This is a genomic window from Achromobacter sp. NPDC058515 (assembly GCF_042721735.1).
Lineage (GTDB): Bacteria > Pseudomonadota > Gammaproteobacteria > Burkholderiales > Burkholderiaceae_B > Achromobacter.
Genome location: NZ_JBHXNI010000003.1, coordinates 22,114 through 42,231 on the forward strand (window position 1 = coordinate 22,114; position 20,118 = coordinate 42,231).

The window sequence follows — 20,118 nt, forward strand, 5'->3', positions numbered from 1 at the left end:
GCCCTTCATTTTCAAATCAGCAGAATCTACGACGGCGCGCCCGGCATGCGCGAAGGCCGGAATTCGATCGGATCGTAGAACCGATACCCCACGCCCCTGAGCGTCGCGACGGGCAGTTGCCGGTCGCACGCCTGCTCGACCTTCCTGCGCAAGCGGCGCATTTGCGTGTCGAGCCTGCGGCGGTCGTATGTCCAGTAATCCTTGCCCAGCGCCTGCACGATTTCCTTTCGGCTGGCGCCCTTGCCATGGGCGGCAAGCGTGGCCAGGACGGTGTAGTCCTGGTTCGACAAGGGGATGGGGGAGGCGCCGGGCGGAACCAGGCTGGGGGGCGAACTGCATAGCTGCCACGGGGATACCTGTGCCGGTTCCGCTTCCAATGCCGCCGGATGCCCGCGCCGATGGGTGACGTCCCGGGCAACCGCGACGCGGACTTTCTTGTCGGGATACCAGCGCGCAGACCACATGATGCGCACGACCCCGCCGTCCTTGCGCACGTAGCGATTCTCGAAATCGTATTGCAGCCGGCCGTTCATGAGGTGCTCGACGGCGGCCAGCGTTGCGTGGCGGTCGGGCTCGTAGATCAGGTCCATCATCTGGCGCCCCGCCATCTCTTCAGGGGTGTAGCCAAAGATCTTTTCGCAGGCGCCAGTCACGGTAAGAAAGGTGCCGGACTCGTTCACGACGCAGACGGCGTCCAGGAGCATCGGCATCAGATCGGCGGGCTGCGGGGCAGACATGAAGAGTCCTGTGTGGTGAACGGGGGCCGGTAAAACCGTACCAGGTTTTGCCGGCGGCCAGTTTAACCAGGCTTTCTTTTCAGGCATCGGCGCGAGCGCGGAAGTCGATAAACCGCGCTCATCCTTGCTCAGTTTCGGCCGGGTTCAAAACCATATACTCCACGTCGCCCAAGGCTGCGGCACGCATAGCCGCGGTTGCCGACCACTCGGCGGATCGACAAACCGGAATCCAAGAATGAACCCCAAGAGCCTGTCACGCCGCATTCCCGTCTTTGCCCTGCGTCCGCTGTCCGCGGCAATCGCGACCGTGGCGGCGCTGGGCCTGGGCTCGCAATCTTCCTTCGCGGCGAGCCTCGCCTGGCTGGGCGCCGGGGGGTCGAATCTATGGAGCCTGCCTGCGAACTGGGGCGGCATGGCGCCCGCAAGCTCAGACGACGCATATGTTCCGAATGGCGCCGTCGATCTGGGTGACGCGCGGAGTGTGTCGTCGCTGTCGCTGGGCAATACCGGTACCAGCTCGCTGACGTTTCTGCCGGGCGGAAGCCTGACCACCACCAACTTCGCGCTGGGCTATGACTGGGGCGCCACCGCCAAGGCAACCCTGGGCAGCGGCGGCGCCGCCAACACCTGGCACACGCAGGATGGAATGATTGGCCAGGCCGCGGGCAGCGACGCGTCGATTTCCCTGTCTGGCGCCGGCAGCCGGCTTCAAGCCCTGGGGACGTTGTCCGTGGGCGAGGCCGGAAAGGGCGGGCTGGTGATCCAGGATCAGGCCGTGGCCGAAGCTGCCACGCTGATGGTCGGACGCAGCGGCGCTGGCTTTGGCGAAGTCGTCGTGTCTGATGCTGGCTCGATCTTGTATGCGTCCACCCTCGTGGTCGGTGGCGACGGTGCCGGCGCACCCAGCACCAGCGCCTCCGGCTCGGTCAGAGTGCTGGCGGGCGCAGCGGCTAGCACCTTCCAGATCCGGCTCGGCGACGCGGCCCTCGCCAACGGCAACTTGCACGTCGACGGCGCGGGGTCGATCGTGAACGCGGGACTGCCCGTGCTTGTGGGAAACAAAGGTATCGGCTCGGTCTTCATCAGCGGCGCCGGCCGCGTCGAGAGCGGCGGCGTCGTGGCGGGCGACCAGGCAGGATCCACCGGGACGATCGCGGCGTGGGGCGCGGGCAGCTCCTGGATCAGTTCGGGGCCGGTCGTGGTCGGCAATCTGGGCGATGGCGTGCTTACGGTCGCGGATGGCGCGACCGTGAGCGGCACCTCCGGCTACGTCGGGGTGCAGAATGGCAACAGCGCCGCCAATATAGCGGGGGTGGGTTCGTCCTGGATCAACAGCGGCATTTTCATCGTCGGTGAGAAAAATGGCGCACGGGGCGCAGTGGGCGTCCTGGACGGCGGCCGGCTGTCCAGCCTGAATGGCTCGCTGGGTCGTCTGGCCGGGTCCTACGGAACCATGACGATAATGGGCAGCGGTTCGAACTGGACCTCGGCCGGGCCGGTCACCGTGGGCAATGAAGGCGAAGGACGAGTCCTCTTGATGTTTGGCGGCACGCTGAGCGCGCCCGAAGTCGTGATTGCCAATGCCGCCGGATCAAAGGGGACGTTGATCATGGGCGTACCCACCGGTTTTGGCCCGCCGCCCGCCGGCGTGTTGAACGCGCCGGTGCTGCGGTTCGGCGCGGGCGATGGCGAATTGCTCTTCAACTTCATCGGCCCTGCCTTGACGTACGGCGGCAGCATAGAAGGAAACGGCCGGGTCAACATCATGTCGGGCGATGTGATTCTGACCGGCAACAGCGGCAACACCGGGCAGACGACGGTGTCAGGCGGTTCGCTCGCGGTCAATGGCGCGCTGGCCGGTCCGGTCAGCGTGGGCGCGGGCGGCACGCTGGCCGGTTCGGGCTCGGTGGGTTCGACGACCCTGGCCACCGGTTCGACCTTGAGTCCGGGCAATTCCATCGGCACGCTGACCATCAATGGCGACCTGACTTTTGCGCCCGGATCGGCCTACCGCGTCGAAGCGGCGCCGGGTTCCACCGACAGCGACCGGGTGGTGGTGAACGGCATCGCGCGGCTGGGCGGCTCCGTGCTGCACGTGGGGCCGGACGGCAACTTCACGCCCAATCTCAGCTACACCATCCTCCAGGCCAATGCGATCCAGGGCCAGTTCGACAGCGTGGCGTCGAACTATGCGTTCCTGGATCCCCGGCTGTCCTACAGCGCCACGGAGGTGACGCTGGGACTGCTGCAGACGCGCGCCTTTCCCACGGGCGCCAATACGCCTAATCAGCGCGCCGTGGCCGGCGGCCTGGAAAGCCTGGGCAATGACAGCCCGCTGCGCCAGTATGTCGCCACGCTGGCGCAAGGCCAGACCGAAGACGCCTTCGACAGCCTGTCCGGCGAAGTGCACGCCAGCATCGCCAACACCCTGCTCCAAGGGGCGGCGCAAGTCCGCGCCGCGCCATTGGCCAAGCTGCGCGCCAATCTGCAGGCCGGGGCGCTTCCCGGCGCCCCGACCGCGGCCGTGGGCGCTTCCGATGCGCCGCTTTCCACCGCCGCGCTGCCTCTTTCCGGCGCGCGGCCGGCCTGGGCTGAAGTCGTGGGCAATTGGCAGACCATCGACGGCGACGGCAACGCCGCCCGGGTGCGCCAGCACGTCGGCGGCCTGTTCATGGGCGCGGACCGGCCCGTGGGCGCGGATTGGCGCGTCGGCGGCGCGTTGGGATTCACCGACAGCAAGGTTCGTGTGGACGAGCGGTCTTCGCAGGCGGACGTCTCGAGCTACAGCGCGCTGGTCTATGGCGGAAAATCCTTCGCTGCCGGCCCGGGCGCCTGGCAGTTCCTGGCGGGCGCGGGCTATACCTGGCACGACATCTCCACGCGGCGCTACGCCAGCAGCCAGGCCGCCGCACTGACGGCGGACTACGGCGCCAGCACCAGCCAGGTCTTCACGGAGTTGTCCTATGCCTGGAAGCTGGCCGAGCGCACCACGCTGGAGCCGTTCGCCGGTCTGGCCTGGAGTGATCTGCGCACTCGTGGTTTTTCGGAGAACGGCGGCGACGCCGCCTTGTCCGGCGAGTCGGGCAGCACGCAACAGACGCATTCCACCTTGGGTTTGCGCGCCGCTCAGGGGTTCGATGCCGGCGGCCGTCAGGGCAGGGTCTACGGCACCGTGGGCTGGCGCCATGTCTTCGGCGACGTAAAGCCCGAGTCGCGCCTGGCGTTCGATGCCGGCCAACCCTTTACCGTCGCGGGCGCGCCCATCGGGCGGGATGCCGCGCTGGTGGAGTTGGGCGCGGAAGTGGCGATAGCGCGCACGGCTACGCTGGGACTGGGCTATGCCGGGCAATACGCCAGCGGCAGCCGGGAGCATTCGGCCAACGTGAACATGCGCTGGCAATTCTGATGCGAGGGTCTTGCGGCGCTGCGCCGCAAGACCCTCTAGCGCGTCACGCTTCGATGCGCTCCACCTTGCCCACCAGCAGGATGTACGACAGCGCGCCCAAGAGGGCCAGCGACGACACGTACACGATGGCCGGCGCAAAGCTGTCCTTGGACACCAGGAAGCCGATCACGATCGGCGTGCAGATCGAAGACAGGTTGCCGACGAAGTTGAACACGCCGCCCGTCAGGCCCAGGAGGCGCACCGGCGCCAGCGTGGACACCAGCGACCAGGTGATCGACGCAAGCCCGTTGCCAAAGAAGGCCACGGCCAGAAAGAAGATGACCCACGGCGTGGAGTCCGTGAAGTTCGCGCCGATCATGGACGTGGAGATCAAGAGGCCCAGGATGATGGGCAGCTTGCGCGCCACGCCGACGGTTGCGCCGCGGCGGATCAGGAAGTCGGACAGCACGCCCGAGCACAGCACGCCGATGAACGCGGCCAGGAACGGCACGGACGCGAGGAACCCGGACTTGATGAAGTCCATGCCGCGGTACTTGACCAGATAGGTGGGGAACCAGGTCAGGAAGAACCACAGCGTGGACGTCAGGCAGAACTGGCCGAGGTACACGCCCCAGAGCTTGCGCTTGGACATGACCAGGCCCAGGTCGCTCCAGTTGAAGGGGGCTTTCTTTTCCTTGACACGCTTATCCAGGTCGACGACGCCGCCGCCTTGCTGGATCAGCTCGATCTCCGCCGCGTTGGCGCCCTTGAACTGGCGCGGCTCGCGGTAGATCATGAACCACAGCACGCCCCAGACGATGCCCAGCAAGCCGGTGCTGACGAACACCATGTGCCAGCCGTAGTGGTGCTGCAGCCAGGCCAGCACCGGCGTCAGGAACGCCAGGCCGACGAACTGGCCCGAGGTGTAGAAGCCGATGGCGGTGGCCCGTTCGCGTTCCGGGAACCAGGTGGTGACGACGCGGTTGTTGATGGGATAGGCCGGGGCTTCCAGCGCGCCCACGGCCAGGCGCAGCACGAACAGGATGACGAAGCTGCCCGCGAAGCCCATGAAGAAAGTGGCCGCGGACCACAGGATCAGCGCGGCGGCGTACAGCACGCGGGGGGACACGCGGTCCACCAGCCAGCCGCCGGGGATCTGCATGGCGGCGTAGGTCCAGCCGAAGGCCGACAGGATCAGGCCTTCATGCCAGGTGTCCAGGCCGAACTCGTCCTTCAGGGCGGGCGCGGCGATGGACAGGTTGCTGCGGTCCAGGTAGTTGATGACGACGGTGATGAACAGCATCACCATGATGATGTAGCGGCTGCGGGTGGGCCGCTGGGCGCTTTGCAGGCCCGCGTGGGTGGCGGTGGTCAAGGGGGTCTCCTCTCTCTTTTATCGGCTTACCATTCGGCGAAGCTGCCGTCGGCGTGGCGCCAGATGGGGTTGCGCCAGCGGTGGCCCACGGCGGCGCGCTCCTTGACGTATTCCTCGTTCACTTCGATGCCCAGGCCCGGGCCTTGCGGAATGGCGACCATGCCGTCTTCGTAGGCGAAGACCTCGCGGTTGCTGACGTAGTCCAGCAGGTCGTTGGCGGCGTTGTAGTGGATGCCCAGGCTTTGTTCCTGGATGAAGGCGTTGTAGCAGCCGGCGTCGATCTGCAGGCAGGTGGCCAGCGCGATGGGGCCCAGCGGGCAGTGCAGGGCCAGCGCCACGTCATAGGCTTCTGCCATGGCGGCGATCTTGCGGGTCTCGGTGATGCCGCCGGCATGCGACGGATCGGGCTGGATGATGTCCACATAGCCTTCGGACAGCACGCGCTTGAAGTCCCAGCGCGAGAACAGCCGTTCGCCCAGCGCGATGGGGGTGGAGGTCAGCGGGGCCAGTTCCTTGAGCGCTTCATAGTGTTCGCTCAGCACGGGCTCTTCGATGAACATGAGCTTGAACGCGTCCAGCTCCTTCATCAGCACCTTGGCCATGGGCTTGTGGACGCGGCCATGGAAGTCGACGCCGATACCCACGTTGGGACCCACGGCGTCGCGCACGGCGGCCACGTTCTCCAGGCATTTTTCAACCTTGTCGAACGAGTCGATGTACTGCAGCTCTTCGGTGCCGTTCATCTTCACGGCGGTAAAGCCGCGGTCCACGGCGCTCTTGGCGGCCGCGGCGGTGTCGGCGGGACGGTCGCCGCCGATCCACGAATACACGCGGATCCGGTCGCGCACGTTGCCGCCCAACAGCTGCGACACGGGCACGCCCAGGTGCTTGCCCTTGATGTCCCACAGCGCCTGGTCGATGCCGGCCAGCGCGCTCATGTGGATGGCGCCGCCGCGGTAGAAGCCGCCGCGGTACAGCACCGTCCAGTGGTCTTCGATGTTGCGGGGGTCCTTGCCGATCAGGTAGTCGGACAGCTCTTCGACGGCGGCCGCCACCGAATGCGCGCGGCCTTCGACGACGGGCTCGCCCCAGCCGACGATGCCTTCGTCCGTCTCGATCTTCAGGAAGCACCACCGGGGCGGCACGATGTAGGTGGTGAGCTTGGTGATCTTCATGCTTGGGTCTCCTGGGCGGGATAGGCGCGTTGCCAGGCGGCGATGAAAGCGCGCGCGTTCTGGCCGGCTTCGGCGGCCGACAGGCCGGGTTTGTACAAGGCGGAGCCCAGGCCGAAGCCGCTGGCGCCCGCCTGGGCGTAAGTGGAAAGGTTGTCGGGGGTGATGCCGCCCACGGGAACCAGCGCGATGGGCGGGCGCATCACGGCGCGCCAGGCCTTCAGCACGGCGGGGCCCAGCTGCTCGGCGGGGAACATCTTCAGCACGTCGGCGCCGGCGGCCAGCGCCGCGAAGGCTTCGGTGGGCGTGGCCACGCCGGGGCAGGAGGCCATGCCCAGTTTCTTGGCGGCGCGGATCACGGCCGGATCGCTGTGCGGCATGACGATGAGTTCGCCGCCGGCCTGCTGGATCCGGGCGCAGTCGTCGGGCTTGAGCACGGTGCCGGCGCCGATCAGGCAGTCGGTAGGCAGGGCGGCGCGCATGGCGCGGATGCTGTCCAGCGGATCGGGCGAATTCAGCGGCACTTCGATCAGGCGAAAGCCCGCGTCGTAGAGCGCCTGGCCGACGGGTTCGGCGTCAATGGGCGTGATGCCGCGCAGGATGGCAATCAGGCCGCAGTGGGCCATGGCGGTTTGCAGGCCGGGATGGTTCATGGAGGGTTCCTAGGCTGAGATCGGTTGGGAAGCGGCGACAAGCCCGCCGCAGACGGCCAGGTGCCACAGGCCGCGCTCGGTGGCGTTCTGCGCCTGTTCGGGCGTGCCCAGGCCGTAGTGCCGCATGGCCAGGATGTAGCGCTGGCACAGCGCGGGTTCGCCGCAAAGCACGATGCGGGGCAGTTCGCCCTGCTGGCGCAACATCTCGGCAAGCGCGGCGACTTCATGGCCGATGAGCAGGCCCGACAGGTAGTCGGCTTGCGACCCGGGCGCGAGTTCGCCCGTCAGGCCGAGCGCGCGGGTGCTGAAGATGGTGGACAGCACGCCCGCGCGTCCGGCCGGCGCGCCGGCGACTTTGACGCCGCGCTCGAAGGCGGCCATGTCGGCGCCGGCGGCGTCTTCCATGGTGCGGCCCAGGATGGTGTGGCCGCGCAGCGCGGCGTAGACCTCGCCGGTCATGAAGGTGTCGAAGTGGGTGACGCGGCCGCGGCGGGCATTGACCCATTTGGAGTGCGTGCCGGGCAGGCCGATCAGCACGCTGTCGGCATTGCCGCCGGCCTGGTCGAACATCACGCCGAAGACCTGGGTTTCTTCGCCGCGCATCACGTTGGGCAGGCCGTGGCGCTGGATCAGGCCGGGCACGATGTGGACCGGAGCGGCGCCCTTGCGCTCCACTACGGTCAGCAGCGTGCCGATGCGTTCCAGGTCCACGGGCACGTCCAGGTAGGCGGCCTCCTTCCAGCCCTGGGCGCTGCCGACCATGCCGCAGGCGATCACGGGCAGGGCGGGCTCGGCGCGCAGCCAGTCGCCGCAGGCCTGGTCGAAAGCCAGTTCGAATCCGGACAGCGCGGCGGTGGCGGCGCCGTCCTGCAGCGGCTGCGGCAGGCGCATGATGCCCCACGGCAGATGGCGGGTGTCCAGCGTGCGGCCCGTGGCGTCCAGGCGGTAGGCGCGCAGCGAAGAGGTGCCCCAGTCCAGCGCGATAAGTGCCGCGCGGGCGGGCGATCCGGTAGTCATCAGAGTCTGTCTCGTCTCTGGCCGCAATGCCGGCTGCGGGTGCCGCGCCGTGAGGGGGGCGAGGCGGAGCAGGGCGTTGCGGGCCTTGTTGTCTGAAGCCCGTCGTGCGCGTTGAGGCGCGCAGCGGGCGATGCGAAAAATTCTAGATCAGCGCTTGAAAAATCTCAAAATATAGAATTAAATCCCACATACAGGGAATTTTTGGGTGAGATTTCGAGCACGGTTTTCGCCCGGTCCGACCAGGAATTCCCGCCTTTTCAGCGTATTCCGGCTTGCGGCGCCGGGTATGCTCTCCGCTTCGCCCGCGCCGTCCCGCTCCCGTTTCATGACATCCTTCCCCCTGACCTCCGATCATCCGTCCGCCCTGGACCCCGATTCCGCCGCGCCCGCCGGCACGCAGACGCTGATGCGCGGCCTGGCCGTGGTTCAGGCCGTGGCGGACGGCGCGCGCGACCTCAAGGAGATCTGCGCGCGGATCGGCGTGGCGCGCAGCACCACGCACCGGCTGGCCAGCTGCCTCGTGCAGGAGCGCTATCTGCGCGCCTTGCCGGGCGTGGGCTACGTGCTGGGGCCGAAGCTGATTGAACTGGGGTTCCAGGCGCGCGAGGCCTTCCCGATGGCGACCCTGGCGCGTCCCTATCTGGACAGCCTGGCCGAGCAGACGGGCGACACCATCCACCTGGCCGTGCGCGACAACAACGAGGTGCTCTACCTGGAGAAGATTCCGGGCAAGAAGGGGCTGGAGATGCGTTCGCGGGTGGGGCATCGCATGCCGCTGGCCGCAACGGGCGTGGGCAAGGCGCTGTTGCTGGACACCGAAGAGCCGCAATGGAAGGCGCTGCATCGCATCGGCGCGCCGGTATCGTCGCGCACGCCGGGCGGGCAGCAAAGCTGGGAGGCGTTCCGCGACCGCATGCGCGACTATGCCGCGCAAGGCTATGCGTTCGACCTGGAAGACAACGAGCCTTCGATCCGCTGCGTGGCCGCGCCGGTGCGGGATGCGTCCAGCGGCATCGTGGCCGCGATCAGCGTGTCCAGCACGGTGCCGTACATGTCGCTGGAGCGCATGCGCGACATGGTCGCCGTCGTGCAAGGCGCGGCGGCGGGCATTTCAGCGGAACTGGGGTGGAAGGTGGACCGCGACTGAACACCGCCGCGGTCCAGCGGCCTATTCCAGCGGCAGTGTCAGCACGCCCTGCGGCGCGGGGCGCATCATGACGCGGCGATACCAGGCGGAAAGCGCGGGCGTGTCGGGGCGTTCGATCGGCAGGGCCAGCCAGCGGTGCGCGGAGCTGACCAGCGCGATGTCGCCCATGGTCAGGTGGCGGCCGGCGATGAATTCGCGGCCTTGCAGGGCCTGGTCCAGGATCGCCGCGCGGGCATTCGAACGCTTGACGGACGCTTCGATCGCGGCCTTGTCGCGCTTTTCTTCGGGCGTGCGGATCAGGCCCAGGAAGGCCGGAACCATGGCGGGCTGCCATTCGGTGGTTTGCCAGTCCATCCAGCGGTCGGCGTCGGCGCGCATGCAGACGTCCTCGGGCCACAGCGTGCCCACGCCGTAGCGCGCGGCCAGGTAGCGCACGATGGCGTTGGATTCCCACAGCACAAAGCCGCCGTCGTCGATGGCGGGCACCTGGCGGTTGGGATTGAGCTTGGCGTAGTCGGCCGTGTCCACCACGCCGAACGGGCCGCCGGCCTGGACAAAGGTGTGCGGCAGGGCCAGTTCGCGCACGGTCAGCATCACTTTTTGAACGTTGACGGAAGTCAGGCGTCCCCAGATCTTCAACATAACCAGTCCTTGTAAGGGTCAGACGGGCGGCAACTGCCGCCGCGCAAAGCCGCTGTCGCGCGAAAAGCGCGTCCAGTTGAAAGCGGGGCCGGGGTCGGTCTTGCGGCCCGGCGCGATGTGTTCATGTCCCCAGGCGGCGGCCAGCGGGTAGCGCGCGCGCAGCACCGGCGTCAGCTTGCGCAGCGCCAAGTATTGCTCGTCAGTGTAGGGCAGCGTGTCCGTGCCTTCCAGTTCGATCCCGATGGAGAAGTCATTGCAGCGCTCGCGTCCCGCAAAGCGCGACACGCCGGCATGCCAGGCGCGCCTGTCGGTGGACACGAACTGGACGATGCGGCCGCTGCGGCGGATGAAGAAGTGCGCCGATACGCGCAGCCCGCGCAGGCGTTCCAGCCAGGGGTGCGAACCGTAGTCCAGCGTGTTCAGGAACAGCCCGGCGACTTCAGGGCCGCCGAATTGCCCGGGGGGCAGGCTGATGTTGTGCAGCACCAATAGCGACGCCTGCGCGCCGGCCGGCCGCGAGTCGCAGTTGGGGGAGGGCAGGAGGGAAACACCCGGGGCCGGCGCCAGCCAGCCATGTCGATCCAGAAGCAAGGCCATAGGGAGGGAGCATGTGTAGATTCCGACATGCATTATGCCGTGCGCAAAGGCAATGCTCTATCCGCCAGGCGCGGCCCTGCGTCTGGCGGTGGGAAACCGGCTTAGCGCTTGCCCGGCCCCAGCCGCGCGTGGTCCGGACCGCACCAGGTCTGGCCGTTCTGCAGCAAGGCTTCGGAGCGGGGCAGGTGGATGCCGCAGTGGGCGCAGCGCACCATGGATTCCAGCGGCTTGGGCTGCTGCGGCTGGCCGCCGGCCGGCTTCTTGGCTTTGCCGGCCTGCGCGCCGGACTGGCGCGCCGCGGCCATGCGGCCGGCGATGCGGGCCACGAACAGCACCAGGATGATCAGAACAATCCAGAACAGCAACTTGCCCACGTCAGCCTCGATGCAAAATCATTTCCAGCACGAACCGGCTGCCGGTATAGGCCAGAATCAGGAAACCAAAGCCCGTCAGCGTCCAGCGCAGCGCCACGCGGCCGCGCCAGCCCCAGATGTGGCGGCCCGCCAGCAGCACGCCGAAGGTCAGCCAGGACAGCAGGGTGAAGACGGTCTTGTGGTCGAATGGCAGGATCTTGCCGGTCAGCTTCATGGACGCCACGGAACCCGAGCCCACGGCCAGCGTCAGCACGATGAAGCCGATCCAGATGATGCGGAACAGCAGCTGCTCCTGCACCAGCAGCGGCGGCTGGGAGTCCAGCACGCGGCCGACGATGCTGCGCTCGGTGGGGGCGTCCAGGGGGCGGTGCAGGTGGCGGTCCAGCAGGGCCATCATCATGGCGTGCAGGGCGGCAATGGTGATCAGGCCATAGGCGGCCAGGGCGATCAGCAGGTGGACGCGCAGCCAGGGATCGTCGGCGTGGGGCACGAATTGCCCATGGGGAAACAGCGCGGCAAGGCCGCTGGCGATGGCGGCGGCGGGCAAAAGCAGCAATTGCAGGCCGTCGATGCGCACCAGCAGGCTTTCCAGCCAGAACACCACCATGCCCAGCCAGATGGCCGCCGACAGGGCCAGCGCCCATCCAATGAACAGGTGCTGGGCGCCCAGCATCGCTTGTTGCAGCCCGATTCCATGGAGAACCAGGGCCCCCAGCAGGCACAGACGGGCGATTTTGCCTGTCTTTTCCACTTCCCCGGCGCCGGCCAGGCGGATCCAGAGCGACCCCCCGAGCACTGCGTACGCCAAGGCAGCCGCTGTGTGAAATACAATGCCTAGTGACATAGAAACCGTTGTCTGGATGGGGCCTTGGGGTGCATGTCACCCGAAAGCGCAGAATCCGCGCCTGCGGCCACCGTTCAATCAACTAGTTTAAGCGGAAACGCCTCTCATGCTCGATAACCTAACTCAACGCCTGTCGCGCGTCGTCAAGACGCTGCGCGGGGAAGCCCGCCTTACCGAGGCCAACACCCAGGAGATGCTGCGCGAAGTGCGCATGGCGCTGCTGGAAGCCGACGTGGCGCTGCCCGTCGTGCGCGAGTTCGTCGCGCGGGTGAAGGAAAAGGCGCTGGGCGAAGAAGTCGCCGCCAGCCTCAGCCCCGGCCAGGCCCTGGTGGGCGTGGTCCACAAGGAACTGACCGCCCTGATGGGCGGCGACCTGGGCGCCGACTCCAATGAACTGTCGCTGGCCGTCCAGCCGCCCGCCGTCATCCTGATGGCCGGCCTGCAGGGCGCCGGCAAAACCACCACCACCGGCAAGCTGGCGCGCTGGCTGTCCGAAGGCCAGCACACCCAGCACGGCCGCAAGACCGGCAAGAAGAAGGTGCTGGTGGTGTCCGCCGACGTCTACCGTCCGGCCGCTATCGACCAGCTCAAGAGCGTGGCGGCGCAGGTGGGCGTGGACTTCCTGCCGTCCGACCCCAGCCAGAAACCCGAAGACATCGCGCGCGGCGCGATGGACCACGCCCGCCGCCATCACTACGACGTGCTGATCCTGGACACGGCGGGCCGCCTGGGCATCGACGAGGCCATGATGCGCGAGATCCGCGCGCTGCATGACCTGGTCAAGCCGGTGGAAACGCTGTTCGTGGTGGACGCAATGCAGGGCCAGGACGCGGTCAACACCGCGCGCGCCTTCGCGGATGCGCTGCCCCTGACCGGCGTGGTGCTGACCAAGCTGGACGGCGACGCCCGGGGCGGCGCGGCCCTGTCGGTGCGCCACGTCACCGGCAAGCCGCTCAAGTTCGTCGGCGTGTCGGAAAAGCTGGACGGCCTTGAGCCGTTCTACCCCGACCGCATGGCGCAGCGCGTGCTGGGCATGGGCGACATCGTGTCGCTCGTCGAGCAGGCGCAAAAGAACATCGATATCGCCGACGCGCAGAAGCTGGCCGCGAAGATCAAGTCGGGCAACAAGTTCGACCTGAACGACTTCCGCGACCAGCTCGGCCAGGTGAAGAAGCTGGGCGACATGGGCTCGCTGCTTGAAAAGCTGCCGGCCCAGTTCCAGCAGGCCGCGGGCCAGCTGCAGGGCGGGCAGGCCGAAAAGCAGCTGCGCCGCACCGAAGGCATCCTGAACTCCATGACCGCCGCCGAACGCGCCAAGCCCGAACTGATCAAGGCGTCGCGCAAGCGCCGCATCGCGACCGGCTCCGGCGTGCCTGTGCAAGAGGTCAACCGCCTGCTGGCTCAGTTCGAGCAGATGCAGGGCATGATGAAGCAGATGAAGAAGGGCGGCATGGCGAAGATGATGCGCGCCATGGGCGGCATGAAGGGCCTGGGCCGCTTCGGAATGAAGTGACCTCTCCGGTGTCTGACACCTTGGGTGTCTGACACCGGCCGAATCTGGTTCCCCGGTGTCTGACACCCGCGGGAGACGAACTTCAGCCTGGACCTGCGTCTCAGGGGTGTCAGACACCTATGGAAGTGACCCCCCGGTGTCAGACACCTATGGCGGCAGGCGCCCCAAAAAATGGCCAGACATTGCGTCTGGCCAAGTAATCGCGGCTGGCAGGGGGCGCCGTGCCGCGACACAATCCGGAAAACGCATGGGTGTCTTCCGGCTTGTCTGAACCGGGCGCCGCTTACGACAGCGGCGGTATGCGCAGCACTTGCCCCGGATAGATCTTGTCGGGGCTGGTCAGCATCGGCTTGTTGGCTTCGAAGATCAGCGTGTTCTTGGCGCCCTGGCCCTTGCCGTACTGCGCCTCGGCGATCTTCCACAGGTTGTCGCCCTTCTGCACGGTGTACATCTTGGCTTCGGGCGTGGCCTGCTTCACCTTGAGCTGGTTGTCCACCGCGGCCACGCCGACGGTGTTGCCCAGCGCCAGCGAAATCTTCTCGGCGTCTTCGGTGCTCAGCGCTTCGCCCGCCACCGTGACCTTGTCGCCTTCCACCGAAATTTGCAGGCCATCCGCGTTCAGGCCGTGCTTATCCAGCTCTTTCTTCAATTCGTCCGCCGTCGCGGCCTTCGCCTCGCTGGCGCCAAAGAGCTTTTCTCCAACGTCCTTGATGAAATTGAGCAGACCCATAGTGTTTCCTTTATCTATGTTGCGGTGAGAAAACGACGTGCTGTCAGGGCGCGCGGCCCACAAACATTTTTTTCACGATGCCGGCGATCAGGGTGAGCACGGCGCCGCCGACGCCGCCACCGACCACGCTGCCCGCGATCGCTGAAAGATCCAGTCCCGCATTGCCTGCCGCCATGGCGCCGGCTCCGGCCGTGATCATGGGCGCAAGCCAGGAACCGCCCGCCACGCCGCCGATGGCGCCCGCGATGGTGTTGCCCAGGGTGCCCAAGTTGAATTGCTGGAGCATTTTTCCGAGCCCGTTGCCCGCGGCTGCGCCGGCGACAAGCTGGATGAGAAGATTAATGATGACCGCGGTGTTCATGATGCCTCCTCTGCCCCGATGGGGCGATGTGCAACGCTAGAACAACAACAGGACAGCAGTAAGACGCCAGCAGGAACGATTATGACTCGCACATTCCCCGTGCGACGAGGGGTTAACGTGTAACAGGTTGCTAGCCTCCTGCCAGACTACGCAACAATGCAGGCCTCTTCGCAGGGCGTTTGCATCCGTGGGTTTAAGCCCTTCATGCGCGGGGCGGCATGCAAAAAGGGCCGCTGTGTCGGCGGCCCTGCTCTTGCGATGCGATTGCGCGAAAAAGCGCGGCGGATGCGGGTCTCAGCCCCCGCCCACCGCGACCACGATTTCGATCTGGTCGCCGTCGGACAGCGCGGTCTGCTCGTGCTGGCTCTTGGGCACGATCTCGCCGTTGCGCTCCACGGCCACGCGCTTGCCGGCATAGCCCAGCGTTTCAAGCAATTCGTTCACCGTGGTGTCCAGCGGGAATTCGCGGGCGTCTCCGTTCAGGGTGATGTGCATGGCAGGTGTCTCCTCACTGTTTTGCGTAGGCGTCGGTGGCGCCGATCAGGCGCGCCAGCGTGCCGGGTTCATCGAAGGCGTGGCCCGCATCGGGCACCAGGTGGAACTCCGCCTCGGGCCAGGCGCGATGCAGGTCCCAGGCCGTGCGCGCGGGCGTGCAGACGTCGTAGCGGCCCTGGATGATGGTGCCGGGAATGCCGCGCAGCTTGTTGGCGTCGCGGATCAGCTGGCCTTCTTCCATGAAGCCGGCATTGAAGAAGTAGTGATTCTCGATGCGCGCAAAGGCCAGCGCGGCGCGGTCGGCGGCGTGGCTTTGCTGGTGGCGCGGGCTGGGCAGCAGCGTGATGGTGCTGTCTTCCCATTTGCTCCAGGCCTTGGCGGCGCGCAGCTGCTCGGCCGGGTCATCGCCCGTCAGGCGCTTGTGATACGCCGCGACCAGGTCGCCGCGTTCGCTTTCCGGAATGGGCGCCAGGTAGTCTTCCCAGCGGTCCGGGAACAGCCACGACGCGCCTTCCTGGTAGAACCATTGGATCTCGGCGCGGCGCAGGCCGAAGATGCCGCGCAGCACCAGCTCGCTGGTGTGCGCCGGATGCGTTTCCGAGTAGGCCAGCGCCAAGGTCGAACCCCAGGAGCCGCCGAACACCAGCCACTGGTCGGCGCCCATGATCTCGGTGCGCAGGCGCTCGATGTCGGCGACCAGATGCCAGGTGGTGTTGTTGTCCAGGCTGGCGTGCGGCTGCGAACGGCCGCAGCCGCGCTGATCGAACAGCAGCACGTTGTAGCGTTGCGGATCGAAGAGCTGCCGGTGCAGGGGCGAGCAGCCGCTGCCGGGGCCGCCATGCAGGAACAAGGCAGGCTTGCCTTTCGGGTTGCCGCACATTTCCCAATAGATCTGGTGGCCGTCTCCGGTGTCCAGCATGCCATGGCGGTAGGGTTCGATCGGCGGATAGAGCATCAGGCGACTCGCTTGAAGATCAGGTCCCAGACGCCGTGGCCCAGGCGCAGGCCGCGTGTCTCGAATTTGGTCAGGGGGCGGTAATCGGGGCGGGGCGCGTAGCCGTCCGCGGTGTTTTTCAGCAGCGGTTCGCCGCTAAGCACTTCCAGCATCTGCACCGCATAGTCTTCCCAGTCGGTGGCGCAATGGATGTAGCCGCCTGGCGCGATGCGGCTGGCCAGCAGCGAAATGAAGGCGGGCTGGATCAGGCGGCGCTTGTGGTGGCGCTTCTTGGGCCAGGGATCCGGAAAGTAGATGTGCACGCCGGCCAGCGAGTCGGGGGCGATCATGTCGCGCACCACTTCCACGGCGTCGTGCTGGATGATGCGCAGGTTCTGGATGCTGGAGTCTTCAATGCGGCGCAGCAGCGAGCCGACGCCGGCGTTGAAGACTTCCACGCCCAGGAAGTTGTCGCCGGGGCGGGCCAGCGCGATCTTCTCGGTGGTCTCGCCCATGCCGAAGCCGATCTCCAGCACCGTCGGCGCCTGCCGGCCGAACGCGGCGGCCGGATCCAGGCGCCGCGCGGCGTAGGGAAGGGACCACTGGCCCATCAGGCGTTCCAGCGCGGCCAGCTGGCCTTGGGTGATGTGGCCGCGGCGGTGCACGAAGCTGCGGATGTGCGTGGCGCCGGGGCTGTTGGGGGCGTGGGCGGTGCTGGCCAGCGCGGCCTGGGTTTCCGGGGAAACGTTGGGGGGCGAGGCGTCGGCGGGGGGCGTTGCGGAAGGGTTCACGGGCGAATTCGCGGGGGTGTTCGCGGGCTTGGTCGTATTCATAGCCGGGATTGTAGTGGCAGGCCCGCCGGCGCGGAGTCGGCCATAGGGACTAAAATAGGGACATATTTGTCCCGGATGGCTCCCGCTATAGTTTCAGCCCGGTCCCCTTGCACCGTAGTTCCTTTTCATGAACCTTGCCCGCATCGATCTCGTCACGCTTGCCCTTTTTGTCTCCGTGGCCCGCCAGGGAAGCATCTCGGCGGGCGCGCGCCAGTCGCATCTGGCGGTGGGCGCGGCCAGCAAGCGGATCTCGGACCTGGAAGCCGCGCTGGGCACGCCGCTCCTGTATCGCAACGCCGCCGGGGTGGAGCTGACCGACGCGGGCCAGGCCTGCCTCGTCCATGCGCTGCGCGTGCTGCAGGAAGTGGAGCAGATGGCCGGCGCCTTGTCGGATTTTGCGCAAGGCGTGCGCGGGCAGGTGCGCATCGCCGCCAATACCTCGTCGCTGACGCAGTTCCTGCCCGAGGACCTGGCCGCCTTCATGGATGAGCACCCCGCCGTGCGCATCGACCTGGAAGAGCAGAACAGCAGCGACATCGTCACGGCGGTGCTCGAGAACCGCGCGGATATCGGCGTGTTCGCCGACCGCACGCCCGCCGCCGGCCTGTCCACCTTCCCTTACCGGCTGGACGAACTGGTGCTGATCGTGCCGCAGCGCCATCCGCTGGCCGCCGAGCCGCAAGTGGCCTTCGCGGACACGCTGGCGTACGACTACGTGGGCCTGCCGCCGGCGACCTCGCTGGCGACCCGCCTGTCCGAGGAAAGCGGCAGGATGGGCCGGGCCATGCGCCTGCGCATCCAGGTGCGCAGCTTTGACGCCATCTGCCGCATGGTGGCGGCCACCCGGGGCGTGGGCATCCTGCCGCGCATCGCCGCCGAGCCGCACGCGCGCTCCATGCCCATCCGCCTGATTCCGCTGACCGACGAATGGGCCCGCCGCTGGCTGCTGCTGGGCGTGCGAGACGCGGACACGTTGACCGTGGCTGCCCGCCTGCTGCTGGCGCATCTGCGGGACGAAGGCTGAGCGCGGGTTTATCCGGGGTTTCCCGTTCCGGGAATGCCCCTTTCCCCGATTGTCCATTCCGCTCTCCGGCGCTTTGCGCGCACACTGCCGTCCATCACTACCGATAGACGCGCCTGGGAGGCGATATGGCAGGGCAGATTCTTGCCGGCATTCGTGTGCTGGAACTGGGGCAACTCATTGCTGGGCCTTTCGCCGCCAAGACCCTGGCGGACTTCGGCGCGCAGGTCATCAAGATCGAGCCGCCGGGCCAGGGCGACCCGCTGCGCAAATGGCGCCTGCTGCATGAAGGCACCTCGGTGTGGTGGGAGGCGCAGTCGCGCAACAAGCAATCTGTCTGCGTGGACCTGCGCCAGCAGGAAGGCCAGGACATCGTGCGCCTCCTGGCGCGCGAGGCCGATGTGCTGATCGAGAATTTCCGCCCCGGCACCCTGGAAAAATGGGGCTTGTCGTGGGAAGCCCTGCATGAGCTGAATCCCCGGCTGATCATGCTGCGCATCTCGGGCTACGGCCAGACCGGCCCCAAGGCCCGCGAACCTGGCTTTGCCGCCATCGGCGAAGCCATGGCGGGCCTGCGCTACCTGAACGGCGAGCCCGGCCGCGCGCCGGTGCGGGCAGGCCTGTCGCTGGGCGACACCATCGCCGGGCTGCATGGCGCGCTGGGCGTGATGCTGGCCCTGTACCAGCGCGACGCGCGCGGCGGCGTGGGGCAGGTGATCGACACCGCGCTCTACGAAAGCCTCTTCAACCTCAGCGAAAGCCTGCTGCCCGAATACTCGGTGTTTGGCGCGGTGCGCGAGCCCGCCGGCGCCTCGCTGCCGGGCATCGCTCCGTCCAACGCCTATCCGTGCCAGGATGGTTATGTGCTCATCGCCGGCAACGGCGACGCCATCTACACCCGCCTCATGGCGCGCATCGGCCGCGACGACCTGGGCCAGGACCCGGCGCTGGCGCACAACGACGGCCGCGCCAGGCGCGTGGCCGAGATCGACGCCGCCATCGGCGCCTGGACGCTGGAGCGCCGCATCGACGACGTGCTGGCCGCGATGCTGGAGGCGGGCGTGCCCGCCGGCCGCATCTATTCGGTCGCTGATATTTCCAAGGACCCGCACTACCGCGCCCGCAACGCCATCACCTCGATGGAGTCCGCCGCGGGCGTGCAGGTGGAGATGCCCGCCGTGTTCCCCTACCTGTCGTCCAACCCCGGCGCGGTGCGCGAACGCGCGCCCACGCTGGGCGAGCACACCGACGCGGTGCTGGCGTCCGCCGGCTTGTCCGAAGAACAGCGCGCCGCGTTGCGCGCCAAGGGAGTCATTGCATGAATACCGGTCCCGCCCGCATCGAGATCAACGAGGTCGGTCCGCGCGACGGCCTGCAGATCGAAAAAGCCATGGTGTCCACCGACGACAAGGTCGCGTTCGTCGACGCCTTGTCCGATTGCGGCTTCGCGCGCATCGAAGTCACCAGCTTCACCTCGCCCAAGGCCATTCCCGCCCTGGCCGACGCGGTGGAGGTGATGCGCCGCATCCGCCGCCGTCCGGGCGTGGTCTACACCGCGCTGGTGCCCAACATCCGCGGCCTGGAACGCGCGCTGGAGGCGGGCACCGACGAGATGAACCTTGTCATGTCATGCTCCGAGACGCACAACCGCGCCAACCTGCGCATGACTCGCGACCAGTCCTACGCCGAACTGGCCCAGGTGCTGGCCGCCGCCGCCCGCGCCGGCGCGCCGTGCAACGTATCGCTGTCCACCGCCTTCGGCTGTCCGTTCGACGGCGACGTGCCGGCCGCCCAGGTCCTGGACCTGGCCGCCAGGCTGGTCGACGCGGGCGCTTCCGGCATCACGCTGTGCGACACCACCGGCATGGCGTTCCCGACGCAAGTGGCGGGCTTGTGCGAAGCGGCCGCAAAGCGCCTGCCCGGCGCCGCCCTGACCGTGCACCTGCACAATACGCGCGGCATGGCGCTGGCCAACGCCATTGCGGCCTGGCAGACCGGCATCACCCGCTTTGACGCCGCCGCGGGCGGACTGGGCGGATGTCCCTACGCGCCCGGCGCCAGCGGCAACGTCAACACCGAAGAGCTGGCGCACATGTTCGCCTGCATGGGCGTTGAATCCGGCGTGTCGCTGGAGCCCTTGCTGGCCATCGTGCGGGGCTTGCCCGTGCTGGTGCAGCGCGACCTGTCCAACGCGCTGCTGCAAGCCGGGCCCCGCCTGGCGCTGCATGCGCCGCCGGCCTGGCTGGCGGAACGGTTTCCGCCAGCCGCGCCCTGACGCCCTGGATGTC

The 20,118-nt window shown here is 67.5% G+C and carries 20 protein-coding genes; 6 read left to right on the plus strand and 14 right to left on the minus strand.

All coding sequences use genetic code 11. The features are described from left to right. Positions 1-26: 26 nt before the first annotated feature. Positions 27-737, minus strand: coding sequence for a PAS domain S-box protein (locus ACFWP0_RS06205; protein ID WP_377840515.1), 711 nt, complete (start codon positions 735-737; stop codon positions 27-29). 235 nt (positions 738-972) lie between these two features. Between ACFWP0_RS06205 and ACFWP0_RS06210 the strand changes: the two genes are divergently transcribed. Beyond that, entirely contained in the window at positions 973-4,143 is a 3,171-nt protein-coding gene (locus ACFWP0_RS06210; RefSeq protein WP_377840516.1) for an autotransporter domain-containing protein, read from the plus strand. A gap of 43 nt (positions 4,144-4,186) precedes the next feature. On the opposite strand, the gene ACFWP0_RS06215 is transcribed toward ACFWP0_RS06210, so the two are convergent. The 4 genes from ACFWP0_RS06215 to ACFWP0_RS06230 are packed head-to-tail and all read right to left on the minus strand — an operon-like array spanning position 4,187 to position 8,339. Further along, positions 4,187-5,497: an MFS transporter gene (locus ACFWP0_RS06215; RefSeq protein WP_377840519.1), complete on the minus strand. Its 1,311-nt coding sequence runs from the start codon at positions 5,495-5,497 to the stop codon at positions 4,187-4,189. A gap of 26 nt (positions 5,498-5,523) precedes the next feature. Continuing rightward, complete coding sequence (dgoD, locus tag ACFWP0_RS06220; protein ID WP_377840520.1) at positions 5,524-6,672, minus strand: galactonate dehydratase; 1,149 nt, start codon at positions 6,670-6,672, stop codon at positions 5,524-5,526. After that, positions 6,669-7,322, minus strand: coding sequence for a 2-dehydro-3-deoxy-6-phosphogalactonate aldolase (locus ACFWP0_RS06225; protein WP_377840522.1), 654 nt, complete (start codon positions 7,320-7,322; stop codon positions 6,669-6,671). The genes dgoD and ACFWP0_RS06225 overlap by 4 nt, the downstream gene beginning before the upstream one ends. A gap of 9 nt (positions 7,323-7,331) precedes the next feature. Continuing rightward, complete coding sequence (locus ACFWP0_RS06230) at positions 7,332-8,339, minus strand: 2-dehydro-3-deoxygalactonokinase (RefSeq protein ID WP_377840523.1); 1,008 nt, start codon at positions 8,337-8,339, stop codon at positions 7,332-7,334. 325 nt (positions 8,340-8,664) lie between these two features. On the opposite strand from ACFWP0_RS06230, the gene ACFWP0_RS06235 reads away from it, so the two are divergent. Then, positions 8,665-9,486: an IclR family transcriptional regulator gene (locus ACFWP0_RS06235; RefSeq protein WP_377840525.1), complete on the plus strand. Its 822-nt coding sequence runs from the start codon at positions 8,665-8,667 to the stop codon at positions 9,484-9,486. 21 nt (positions 9,487-9,507) lie between these two features. Here ACFWP0_RS06235 and ACFWP0_RS06240 read toward each other — a convergent pair whose 3' ends face one another. The 4 genes from ACFWP0_RS06240 to ACFWP0_RS06255 all read right to left on the minus strand — a co-directional run bounded on the left by ACFWP0_RS06240 (position 9,508) and on the right by ACFWP0_RS06255 (position 11,943). Then, positions 9,508-10,128: a glutathione S-transferase family protein gene (locus tag ACFWP0_RS06240; protein WP_377840527.1), complete on the minus strand. Its 621-nt coding sequence runs from the start codon at positions 10,126-10,128 to the stop codon at positions 9,508-9,510. A gap of 18 nt (positions 10,129-10,146) precedes the next feature. Then, the gene (gene ampD, locus ACFWP0_RS06245) at positions 10,147-10,725 is read right to left on the minus strand and encodes a 1,6-anhydro-N-acetylmuramyl-L-alanine amidase AmpD (RefSeq protein ID WP_377840528.1); all 579 of its coding nucleotides are present in this window, start codon (positions 10,723-10,725) and stop codon (positions 10,147-10,149) included. Positions 10,726-10,826: 101 nt separating this feature from the next. Beyond that, positions 10,827-11,099: a PP0621 family protein gene (locus ACFWP0_RS06250; protein ID WP_377840530.1), complete on the minus strand. Its 273-nt coding sequence runs from the start codon at positions 11,097-11,099 to the stop codon at positions 10,827-10,829. Position 11,100: 1 nt separating this feature from the next. Then, the gene (locus tag ACFWP0_RS06255) at positions 11,101-11,943 is read right to left on the minus strand and encodes an inner membrane protein YpjD (RefSeq protein ID WP_377840532.1); all 843 of its coding nucleotides are present in this window, start codon (positions 11,941-11,943) and stop codon (positions 11,101-11,103) included. Positions 11,944-12,049: 106 nt separating this feature from the next. Here ACFWP0_RS06255 and ffh point away from each other — a divergent pair, with 106 nt between their 5' ends. Beyond that, positions 12,050-13,456 (plus strand): signal recognition particle protein, encoded by a 1,407-nt coding sequence (gene ffh / locus ACFWP0_RS06260; protein WP_377840534.1) that lies wholly within the window; start codon positions 12,050-12,052, stop codon positions 13,454-13,456. A gap of 283 nt (positions 13,457-13,739) precedes the next feature. Here the strand turns inward: ffh and lysM are convergent, their stop codons facing one another. The 5 genes from lysM to trmB all read right to left on the minus strand — a co-directional run bounded on the left by lysM (position 13,740) and on the right by trmB (position 16,809). After that, positions 13,740-14,186, minus strand: a complete 447-nt coding sequence (gene lysM, locus ACFWP0_RS06265; RefSeq protein ID WP_377840535.1) for a peptidoglycan-binding protein LysM — start codon at positions 14,184-14,186, stop codon at positions 13,740-13,742. A 43-nt stretch (positions 14,187-14,229) separates the two neighbouring features. Next, positions 14,230-14,547 (minus strand): hypothetical protein, encoded by a 318-nt coding sequence (locus tag ACFWP0_RS06270; RefSeq protein WP_377840537.1) that lies wholly within the window; start codon positions 14,545-14,547, stop codon positions 14,230-14,232. 294 nt (positions 14,548-14,841) lie between these two features. Further along, a complete protein-coding gene (gene thiS, locus ACFWP0_RS06275) occupies positions 14,842-15,042 on the minus strand; it encodes a sulfur carrier protein ThiS (protein WP_377840538.1) in 201 nt (66 codons plus the stop codon). Between the two features lie 13 nt (positions 15,043-15,055). Continuing rightward, positions 15,056-15,997 (minus strand): prolyl aminopeptidase, encoded by a 942-nt coding sequence (gene pip / locus ACFWP0_RS06280; RefSeq protein ID WP_377840540.1) that lies wholly within the window; start codon positions 15,995-15,997, stop codon positions 15,056-15,058. After that, positions 15,997-16,809 (minus strand): tRNA (guanosine(46)-N7)-methyltransferase TrmB, encoded by an 813-nt coding sequence (gene trmB / locus ACFWP0_RS06285; RefSeq protein ID WP_377840541.1) that lies wholly within the window; start codon positions 16,807-16,809, stop codon positions 15,997-15,999. The genes pip and trmB overlap by 1 nt, the downstream gene beginning before the upstream one ends. 127 nt (positions 16,810-16,936) lie before the next feature. Between trmB and ACFWP0_RS06290 the strand changes: the two genes are divergently transcribed. From ACFWP0_RS06290 to ACFWP0_RS06300, 3 genes are all read left to right on the plus strand, one after another. Then, on the plus strand, positions 16,937-17,833 hold the full coding sequence (locus ACFWP0_RS06290; RefSeq protein WP_377840543.1) for a LysR substrate-binding domain-containing protein: 897 nt from the start codon (positions 16,937-16,939) through the stop codon (positions 17,831-17,833). 125 nt (positions 17,834-17,958) lie between these two features. After that, on the plus strand, positions 17,959-19,152 hold the full coding sequence (locus ACFWP0_RS06295; RefSeq protein ID WP_377840545.1) for a CaiB/BaiF CoA transferase family protein: 1,194 nt from the start codon (positions 17,959-17,961) through the stop codon (positions 19,150-19,152). Further along, complete coding sequence (locus ACFWP0_RS06300) at positions 19,149-20,105, plus strand: hydroxymethylglutaryl-CoA lyase (protein WP_377840546.1); 957 nt, start codon at positions 19,149-19,151, stop codon at positions 20,103-20,105. The genes ACFWP0_RS06295 and ACFWP0_RS06300 overlap by 4 nt, the downstream gene beginning before the upstream one ends. The last annotated feature ends 13 nt before the right edge of the window (positions 20,106-20,118 follow it).